The 9,057-nt window shown below is 59.6% G+C and carries 9 protein-coding genes and 1 pseudogene; 4 read left to right on the forward strand and 6 right to left on the reverse strand.

Annotated features, from left to right (window positions below; all coding sequences use genetic code 11):
• A pseudogene (locus ACXRVY_RS10645) lies at positions 1-222 on the reverse strand (mechanosensitive ion channel family protein); the annotation flags it as partial.
• A 192-nt stretch (positions 223-414) separates the two neighbouring features.
• Between ACXRVY_RS10645 and ACXRVY_RS10650 the strand changes: the two are divergent.
• The gene (locus ACXRVY_RS10650) at positions 415-1,755 is read left to right on the forward strand and encodes a DEAD/DEAH box helicase (RefSeq protein WP_458237364.1); all 1,341 of its coding nucleotides are present in this window, start codon (positions 415-417) and stop codon (positions 1,753-1,755) included.
• 158 nt (positions 1,756-1,913) lie between these two features.
• Here ACXRVY_RS10650 and ACXRVY_RS10655 read toward each other — a convergent pair whose 3' ends face one another.
• The 4 genes from ACXRVY_RS10655 to ACXRVY_RS10670 all read right to left on the reverse strand — a co-directional run bounded on the left by ACXRVY_RS10655 (position 1,914) and on the right by ACXRVY_RS10670 (position 4,870).
• Entirely contained in the window at positions 1,914-2,648 is a 735-nt protein-coding gene (locus ACXRVY_RS10655; protein WP_223462113.1) for a DUF899 domain-containing protein, read from the reverse strand.
• A gap of 155 nt (positions 2,649-2,803) precedes the next feature.
• Positions 2,804-3,673 (reverse strand): DUF6279 family lipoprotein, encoded by an 870-nt coding sequence (locus ACXRVY_RS10660; protein WP_223462115.1) that lies wholly within the window; start codon positions 3,671-3,673, stop codon positions 2,804-2,806.
• A gap of 77 nt (positions 3,674-3,750) precedes the next feature.
• Entirely contained in the window at positions 3,751-4,473 is a 723-nt protein-coding gene (locus tag ACXRVY_RS10665; protein WP_223462117.1) for a TorF family putative porin, read from the reverse strand.
• Positions 4,474-4,681: 208 nt separating this feature from the next.
• A complete protein-coding gene (locus ACXRVY_RS10670) occupies positions 4,682-4,870 on the reverse strand; it encodes a hypothetical protein (RefSeq protein ID WP_015096330.1) in 189 nt (62 codons plus the stop codon).
• A gap of 351 nt (positions 4,871-5,221) precedes the next feature.
• Between ACXRVY_RS10670 and ACXRVY_RS10675 the strand changes: the two genes are divergently transcribed.
• Both ACXRVY_RS10675 and ACXRVY_RS10680 read left to right on the forward strand, forming a co-directional pair.
• The gene (locus ACXRVY_RS10675; RefSeq protein ID WP_015096329.1) at positions 5,222-6,058 is read left to right on the forward strand and encodes a CvfB family protein; all 837 of its coding nucleotides are present in this window, start codon (positions 5,222-5,224) and stop codon (positions 6,056-6,058) included.
• Positions 6,059-6,252: 194 nt separating this feature from the next.
• A complete protein-coding gene (locus tag ACXRVY_RS10680) occupies positions 6,253-7,185 on the forward strand; it encodes a DMT family transporter (protein ID WP_223462120.1) in 933 nt (310 codons plus the stop codon).
• On the opposite strand, the gene ACXRVY_RS10685 is transcribed toward ACXRVY_RS10680, so the two are convergent.
• Positions 7,130-8,311 carry an MFS transporter gene (locus tag ACXRVY_RS10685; protein ID WP_458237365.1) on the reverse strand — a complete coding sequence of 394 codons (1,182 nt, stop codon included), beginning with the start codon at positions 8,309-8,311 and terminating at the stop codon, positions 7,130-7,132. The genes ACXRVY_RS10680 and ACXRVY_RS10685 overlap by 56 nt on opposite strands.
• Before the next feature lie 104 nt (positions 8,312-8,415).
• Between ACXRVY_RS10685 and ACXRVY_RS10690 the strand changes: the two genes are divergently transcribed.
• The coding region (locus ACXRVY_RS10690) for a LysR family transcriptional regulator (protein ID WP_458237366.1) at positions 8,416-9,057 on the forward strand (642 nt) is incomplete at its 3' end.

Here is a 9,057-nt window from a genome sequence, read left to right on the forward strand (position 1 = left end):
GCGATGGAACACCTTGTTCTGCAGGAAATCATTGACCCAGTGCAGGGCCGGCTGGCGGCCGAGCATTTTCGCCGCGTGCAGTATGAGGTAGCGCGCCACCCGTCCGAGGAACAGCGCAATTGCCAGCAGCAACAACAGCGACAGGCTGGAATGCACGAGCGGGTGCTGGTCGAGGGCGCCCCAAAGGTCCAGGACGTTGGTCCAGAGCTGTTTGATATCCATGGTCGAAAACGATTCTTCTATAAGGCGCGAGAGGGGATTAGAGCATTTAAGACGCTTTGTATTACGTTTGAAGAAAAATCAGGCAACAAAAAACCAACTGTTTACCGCCATTTGTATAAAGAAACTCGGCCTGAGCGCTCGAAACCGTTACCCTATGCAGCTGTTTTTTTGCATTTCTTCGAGGTAGCACCCGTGTTTTCCCAATTCGCCCTGCACGAACGCCTGCTCAAAGCCGTGGCCGAGCTGAAATTTGTCGAGCCAACGCCTGTGCAAGCCGCGGCCATCCCGCTGGCGCTCCAGGGGCGTGACCTGCGGGTGACGGCGCAAACCGGTAGCGGCAAAACCGCTGCATTCGTTTTGCCCATCCTCAACCGTCTGATCGGCCCGGCGAAAATCCGCGTCAGCATCAAGACCCTGATCCTGCTGCCGACCCGCGAACTGGCCCAGCAGACCCTGAAAGAAGTTGAACGCTTCTCGCAGTTCACCTTCATCAAGTCCGGCCTGATCACCGGCGGCGAAGACTTCAAGGTCCAGGCCGCCATGCTGCGCAAGGTGCCGGACATCCTGATCGGTACGCCGGGCCGGATGATCGAGCAACTGAACGCCGGCAACCTTGACCTCAAGGAAGTCGAAGTGCTGGTGCTCGACGAAGCCGACCGCATGCTCGACATGGGGTTTGCCGAAGACGTGCAGCGTCTGGTGGACGAGTGCACCAGCCGCCAGCAGACCATGCTGTTCTCCGCTACGACCGGTGGTTCGGGCCTGCGCGAGATGATCGCCAAGGTCCTGAACAACCCTGAGCACTTGCAGCTCAACGCAGTCAGTCAGCTGAACGACACCACCCGCCAGCAAATCATTACCGCTGACCACAACCAGCACAAAGAACAGATCGTCAACTGGCTGTTGGCCAACGAGACCTACCAGAAGGCCATCGTGTTCACCAACACCCGGGCCATGGCCGACCGTATCTACGGCCGCCTGGTGGCGCAGGAATACAAAGCGTTCGTGCTGCACGGCGAGAAAGATCAKAAGGATCGCAAACTGGCGATCGACCGCCTGAAGCAGGGCGGCGTGAAAATCCTCGTGGCCACCGACGTCGCCGCTCGCGGCCTGGACGTGGACGGTCTGGACCTGGTGATCAACTTCGACATGCCGCGCAGCGGCGACGAGTATGTGCACCGCATCGGTCGCACCGGTCGCGCCGGTAACGATGGCCTGGCCATCTCGCTGATCTGCCACGGCGACTGGAACCTGATGTCGAGCATCGAGCGCTACCTCAAGCAGAGCTTCGAGCGTCGTACCATCAAGGAAGTCAAAGGCACCTACGGCGGACCGAAAAAGGTCAAGGCTTCGGGCAAGGCCGTCGGCGTGAAGAAGAAAAAGACCGACGCCAAGGGCGACAAGAAGAAAACCGCCGCCAAGACCCCGACCAAGCGCAAGAGCGCCAACCGGCCGAAGACCGATTCGCTGGTCAGCAAGGACGGCATGGCCCCGCTCAAGCGCCGCAAGCCGGAAGCGCCAGCGGCTGAGTAAGCCGATGCCGTGACCAAAAAAAACCGGACTGATGTCCGGTTTTTTATGTGCGCCCAGCCCGCTCCCACAGGAGCCTGGTGTGAACACATATCTTGTGTACGACACAAAATTTGTGGGAGCGTGGCTTGCCCGCGAAGGCCGCGCCTCGGTGTCTGGGGCTAACCACCATGACAGCAGCTTGACTTCTCCTGTTCCTCATATTTGTCGTGATGCCGCACCCATTCCATGATCTCCTCCTCATTGCGGCCCTTGGGCGTCAGGTCGAGGTAGTTGTAGGCGCCGACCAGCATGTCCAGGCCCCGGGCATAGGTGGAGTAGGTATGGAAAATTTCGCCGGCGTCATTGCGATAAAACACGCTGAGACCAGGGAGTTCCTCCTCGGCGCCGTCGGTTTTTTCGTAGTTGTACGTAGCCTTTCCAGCGACTACGTCTTCGGCCCGGGCACAGACGCCAAAGTCGTAGTTGAAATCGCAGCCATCGGACGACACCCAGTCGAACTTCCAGCCCATGCGCCGCTTGAAGGCCTGGAATTCGGCGAACGGTGCGTGGGAAACCGCCACCACGGCCACGTCATGGTGGGCCAGGTGCTGATTGGCGCCGTCGATGTGATCGCTCAGGTACGAGCAACCGGGGCAGCCCTCGTCCCAACCCTCGGCGAACATGAAGTGGTAGATGACCAACTGGCTGCGGCCGCCGAACAGGTCTGCCAGTTTCAGTTCGCCATTGGGCCCCTGGAAGCGATAGTCCTTGTCGATTTTCACCCAGGGCAGGGCGCGGCGTTCGGCGCTGAGTCTGTCCCTTTCCCTGGTGAAGGCTTTTTCGTGGGCCAGGTGTTGTTTGCGGGCGGCGAGCCATTCTTCCTGCGATACGACGGGATGGTGCTGAATGTTCATGTTGTTTTCTCCTGCGTGGGGCGGGGAGGTGACTTACACAGCCTAGTCGTTTGGCTTGCGTGGAATTCGACATGCCGCCTGTCAGTCGTCAGCAGAAGCCCGGCTGAAGGCTTCACCTCAACCATAGGGTCTCCCACAGGGGAATTGTGTGGGGCTTAACTTTGTTTCGCCGTTTTTAAACACTTCAAGTCGCTGAAGTCCTTCCTCACACCTTCAATTTTCTTCAGCAAACGCGCGCGCTGGTTCGGTGTGCTTTCAGCCATCAGATCCACGAACAGTGAACGCGCCTGGGCCTCGGTGTTGGCAAAGGCCTGACGATAGGCGGGCGTCCACAAACTCTCGCGATTGACCAGAAGTGTCTCGATGCGTTGTGGGAATTGGGGGCTCTGGCGTTGGGCAACAGCTGCGCTGAACTGCTTCTGCCAATGGACGCGGTTGGCAAGCCACTGGGTGTTCTGCTCGCCCAAGGCGCTGGACCATGTGGCTACCCGCTGTTGCTGGGCGGTGCTCAGTGGCCCGAGCCAGTCATTCAAGCGCTTCTCCATGCGCGCGCCGCGCTCCTTGATCTGCTGGTCGAGGGAAGGCTTGAGGTATTCTTCCTGGCGTTTGCGCTGATCCCTGGCAAAGGCTTGGTTCATTTCGGCGACTTGTTTGTCATCCAGCCCTTGCAGCAACTCGATGGCCGACGGGGTGATCTCCCGTGCGATCTCGGCGATCGCCTGCTCGGCTTCACGGGCGCGGGCCTGCAAGGCGGCATCGGTAACCTGATTGGTGGCGATCATGGTTTGCAGGCGGTCCAGCCAGTCGAGGTAGCCGGGCAATTGAGTGGTGCAGTGCCAGCTCAGGTGTTCCTTCAGGCGTTCGTTCAGCCAGCTTTTTTGCTCGCCGTTCATGTCCAGGTAGTCGCTGAGCGTCCACGGGATGATCACATCGAGATTGCGGTAGGCCAGGCCCACGCGGCTGCACGCGCCGAGGGCGAGGGCAATGGTCAACACAACCGCGATATGTTTGAACCAGCGGGACATGGACGAATCCTTGCGAAAGCCAGCTTTCGGGGGCTGATTCTCATGTGAACCCGGGAGGAGTCCGGCAGTTCAGCCGATCAATAGAACGCGTGTTCGGCCTTGAGCGTCACCAGCCCGTCGCACTGGCTGTTGTGCCCGGCATAGGCCGAGCAACCGCTGCCGCTCAGGCTGGAGTCACTGTAGATCAGGTCGAGGTCGATGCCCATGAACGGGCGGGACAATTTCAGCGACCAATCGGTAAAACTGCCTACGTTCCCTCTATCCACCGCCACTGGCGTATTGAATTGGTGGGTGGTGTATTTCAGGCTGATGCCGACACCGAACGGTTGATTGCCGCTCAAGTCAGCGAACAGGGTGTTGTTCTGTTTGTCCGGGTCATTGCTGAAGGCGATGCCGAAACGGCTGCCGAGCAAGGTCAGGCCGCCGAACAGTTCCTGGCTGTCAGGGGTCGTAACTTCGGGGTAGCTGTAGCGGATCAGGCCCACTTCGTAGCCGAGGGTTTGGTCGAAGGGTTGTTTAAAGCCCATGTAGGAATCGAGCTCGAGGTTTTTGCCCGGGCTGATGCCCATGCTGGGCGACCATTGGCCCACGTAGAAACCGCTGTCGTGGCTCAGGTCCAGGCCGCCATGAAACGAGCCGACGGCCGAAGGTTTGACCAGGCCCTGGGCCATGCTGCGGGTGGGGGTGGTGCCGAGCTTGAGGTCGAAGCCCCCCAGCTCACGCTGAAAGATTTGTGCGTGGGCTACGGAGCAGGCCAGCAGGCTGGCGAGCAATGCCGAGAGATAGAAAGGTTTGAACATGCGTCACTCCATGAACCGCGAAGGCAGGCTGTTGAGCCCGCTGGAACGCTTGATCCAGACGCGTGCAAGGATACCGGCGAATGATCGGCAATGAAGGCCGTTCGTCGATTTCCAACGGATTTGATGGCGTGGCGCAGGGGAGAAACGAGGGTTCCAGTCCAAGCGCTTCGAAGCTCAAAGCGCTTTGGGACCAGGTGACGCGAGGGTATTACTTTTTGCCCAGGGTGATCTGCTTGGACGGGCCGAATGTCTGGCCGCTGACGCCTTTGGCAATTTGCTGGATTTCACCGCCGGACTTGAGGAACGCAGCGATCTGGCTGTTGATCGATTCGCTGGTTTCGACGGCTGGAGCTGGCTTTGCTTTGCTGGTGGATGCTTTTACGCGCATGGCGGCCATTAACCTGTAGAAAATTAACTTGGCCAGGCATCGTACAGGAATTACCTGATAATTGCTTGGCAAATATCCCCTCGGCATATTCGTGAGGACGGGGTAATCAGTCGCCGGCCAATATTCGAAATATGCACCTAAGCCGCTGTTTTAACTAATAACATTGCCTGACAAAATACCGCGTCACGCTTGCCAGGGCATGGCGTAAATGCCCGGAACGGCCTGACGAGCGGCCGGGCGCGGGATGAAAACCCGGAAAAATTAAGGGTTTCAGAGGATTTTCTCGCGCCACCGGGCCGGCTGCCGAACGCGGCGCCTAAAACCGGGTAGAATGCCGCCCACGCAATGAGGGTATTGGACATGGCTTTAGTCGGGCGTTACAACAGTTTGCAAGTGGTTAAACACACTAACTTCGGTTTATATCTGGACGGTGGTGCGGATGGCGAAATCCTTCTGCCTAATCGTTATATTCCAAAAGATATTCCTAGCGAAGATGAAGACTGGCTCAACGTTTTTATTTATCTGGACAGCGATGACAAACTCATCGCAACTACTGAAAAACCGAAAGTTCAAGTCGGTGAATTCGCCAGTTTGAAAGTTGTTGAAGTCAACAGCATCGGTGTATTCCTGGACTGGGGGTTGCCGAAAGACCTGTTGCTGCCGTTCTCCGAAGAGAAGCGCCAGATGACGGCGGGCGAATATGTGGTAGTGCACGTCTATCTCGACAAACACACCCGTCGCATCACCGCGACCGCGCGCCTGGACCGCTACCTGGACAAGACCCCGGCCAATTACACCGCCGGTCAGGAAGTGGACTTGCTGGTGGCCGAAGCCACTGACATGGGCTTCAAGGCCATCATCAACAACAAGCATTGGGGCCTGATCCACAAGAATGAAATCTTCAAGTTCATGCGCGCCGGTAAAGAAGAAAAGGGCTTTATCAAGGAAGTTCGCGCCGACGGCAAGATCAGTCTGAGCCTGCAACCGGTCGGCCAGGAAGCGGCCACCAGCCTGAACTCGAAGATCCTCGCCAGGTTGCGCGAAAACAACGGCACCCTGGCGGTCAGCGACAAGAGCGATCCGGCGTTGATCAGCAGCCTGTTCGGTGTCAGCAAGGGCAACTTCAAGAAGGCCATCGGTGCGTTGTACAAGAATGGCCAGATTGTCATTCATGCCGATCGCATTGAGCTCAGTTGATGCGCTGACAAGACAGAGGGCCAGGATGGCGCAAGCAGAGAAGTAGAGGTCTCTGGCGGGCGGCATTTTCTGGCCTTCTGGTTAATAATCGACAACATGATTTTTCGCCCCGGTGTGTTCTTTTCAACGAGAAGGCCGGGGCTTTGCTTTTACTGCCGAGTCGTTGCCATGGATTGTGTCTTCGAGGTGTTCCGGTGAGCGCCACCCGGCGCAGCGCCGACGGGTTTGCCCTGCAAGTGATGGTCGGGTTGTGCCTGGTCTGGGGCGTTCAACAAGTGATGATCAAGTGGGCGGCGGCCGATATCGCGCCGGTGATGCAGGCGGCCGGACGTTCCGGCATGTCGGCGTTGCTGGTCGGGTTGTTGATCTGCTGGAAGGGCGGCTGGAGCCAGGTGGGTACGACCTGGCGCGGCGGCTTGTTGGCCGGTGCCTTGTTCGCCCTGGAGTTCTTCTTCATTTCCGAAGGCCTGCAACTGACCACGGCGGCGCACATGTCGGTGTTCCTCTACACCGCGCCGATCTTTACCGCATTGGGTGTGCACTGGTTGCTGCCCAGTGAGCGTTTGCGCCCGTTGCAATGGCTGGGGATTGTCCTGGCTTTTATCGGGATTGCCATCGCGTTTGCCGGCGGGGTGTCCTGGGACAACCTTGATTACCGCATGTTGATGGGCGATGCCCTGGGTGTGCTGGCGGGCGCGGCCTGGGGCGCGACCACGGTGGTGGTTCGCGCCTCGCGCCTGTCGGAAGCGCCAGTGCCCCTGACGCTGTTCTATCAGTTGATAGTCGGTTTCTTCGGATTGTTGTTGATTGCGCTGCTCAGCGGCCAGATCACCCATGTCAGCCTGACCACTGTAGCGGTCGCCAGTGTGCTGTTTCAGGGCGTGGTCGTGTCGTTCTTCAGTTACCTGATCTGGTTCTGGCTGCTGCGCCGGTACCTGGCGGCGAACCTCGCAGTGTTTTCGTTCATGACGCCGTTGTTCGGCGTCACGTTCGGTGTGGTGCTGCTGGGCGAGGTGCTGAGCCTGAACTTCGTCATCGGTGCAGTGCTGGTGTTGGCGGGCATCACCTTTGTCAGCGCTGAGCAGTGGTTACGCCGTCGTTTGCGCAAAGCCCTCGGTCAGCACTGAACGGCGCGAGCAACAGACCGCCGGCGATCAGCAAGCCGCAACCGGCGACCACCAGCGCCGGTTGTAAACCGCCACTGAAATGACTGCTCAGCGCCGCCAGCAATGGCCCGCTCAATTGGCCCACGGCGAAGCAGGCCGTCAGCAGGCCGGCATTGCGCTGGGTAGCGTGGGGCGCCAGTTCCCGGGAGCGTTGCATCACCAGTTGCATGCAGGCCAGGAATGGCGTGCCGCACAGGATCACACCCAACGCCAGACCTGGCCCGTTGCCCAGCAGGCAGGCGAACACGCCAGCGGCTTGCAGCCATAACGTCGCCATCAACCAGTGGCGCGTTGCTCCCGGCCTTTGGCGACGCAGACTCACCAGCAGCACCCCCGTGGCAGCCGCCAGGCCAAAGCACGGCCAGAACAGGTCGGCCTGCCATTGGCCATGGAATTGTGCGTTGKCCATCTGCGACAGAAAGGTCGCCGGGATGATGTAGCCCAATCCGTACAAGCCGTAGATCCAGCCCAGACGAGCGATGCCTTGGGTGTGCGATGCGATGGCGCTGGGCGCAGCAGTCGCGGTTGCGCTCGGTTGTGGCAGGAACGGCAGGATCCCCAGCAGCATCGCCAGCCCTGCGGCGGCGTACACCAGCCACAAGGTAGCGGAAGTCTGGCCCAGCAGATTCGAGCCCAGAGCTAGCAAGCCGGTCAGAAAAATTCCCAAACCCGGTCCGGCGAAGACCAGGGCGCCTAATCGTGGGCGACCGGCCGCTGCCGCGAGCGGCTGGCTCAGGGCGGTGATCATCACCAGCACCCAGGCGCTGGCCACACCGGTGCCGAAGCGCAGCAGCAGGTGCGACCAGAAACCATTGGCCCAGAACGACGCCAGGGTCAGCAGTACGCAGAGCCACAATCCGCCGAGCAAGCGTCGGTGCACTTGCGCGGGACGCCGGGAGAACATGGCGTCCACCGCGCCGATGAAATAACCGAGGTAATTGGCGGCGGCAATCAGTCCGGCTGCGGTCAGGTCGATCTGACCCTCGCTGAGCAGGTGCGGCAGTTGCGGTGTCAGGGCAAAACGGCCGATGCCCATGGCCATCATCAGGGCAACGAAACTGGCGGATAAGCGAATCAAGGGAGACATGGTCTGGATTCCGTTTAGAGGATCGATGACCGTCAGGCTAGGATTGATTGACTTTCTTTAAAAATGAATAATAGTGAGTAACTTGTTCTTTTTTGGAGAATGCCGTGGAATTCAGCCAATTGCGCATCTTCCAGGCGGTGGCGGAAGAAGGGTCCATCACCCGGGCCGCCGAACGGCTGCATCGAGTGCCGTCGAACCTGTCGACCCGGCTCAAACAGCTGGAAGAGCAACTGGGTGTCGAACTGTTCCTGCGCGAACGTCAGCGCTTGCAGTTGTCGCCTGCGGGAAAAGTCCTGCTGGACTACACCGCCAAGCTGTTTGCCTTGCGCGACGAAGCCAGCGCGGCAGTGCAGGGCGGGCAACCGGCGGGCGACTTCGTGCTCGGCACCATGTACAGCACGGCGGCGATTCACCTTCCGGGGCTATTGGCGCGCTACCACCGTTTGTATCCGGCCGTGAACCTGCAAGTGCAATCCGGACCCAGCGGTGAATTGCTCGAAGGCCTGCTCACCGGACGACTCGATGCGGCGCTGGTGGATGGCCCCATGGAACTGGCCGGGCTCGACGGAGTGCCTTTGTGCGACGAGCGGCTGGTGCTGATCAGCGAGGCCGATCATCCACCCGTGCGCAGCGCGCTGGATGTGCAAGGTCGTTCGGTGTTCACCTTTCGCCAGGGCTGCTCCTACCGCATGCGCCTGGAGGCCTGGTTCGCCCATGACCACGCGGCCATGGGCCGGGCCATGGAG

Source organism: Pseudomonas sp. P5_A2_2, from assembly GCF_054177685.1.

Excerpts from the sequence above, each read along its gene's own strand:
- ACXRVY_RS10655 (WP_223462113.1), bottom strand. The coding sequence starts at position 2,648 with ATGAACATTCAGCACCATCCCGTCGTATCGCAGGAAGAATGGCTCGCC.
- ACXRVY_RS10660 (WP_223462115.1), bottom strand. The coding sequence starts at position 3,673 with ATGTCCCGCTGGTTCAAACATATCGCGGTTGTGTTGACCATTGCCCTC.
- ACXRVY_RS10665 (WP_223462117.1), bottom strand. The coding sequence starts at position 4,473 with ATGTTCAAACCTTTCTATCTCTCGGCATTGCTCGCCAGCCTGCTGGCC.
- ACXRVY_RS10670 (WP_015096330.1), bottom strand. The coding sequence starts at position 4,870 with ATGGCCGCCATGCGCGTAAAAGCATCCACCAGCAAAGCAAAGCCAGCT.
- ACXRVY_RS10675 (WP_015096329.1), top strand. The coding sequence starts at position 5,222 with ATGGCTTTAGTCGGGCGTTACAACAGTTTGCAAGTGGTTAAACACACT.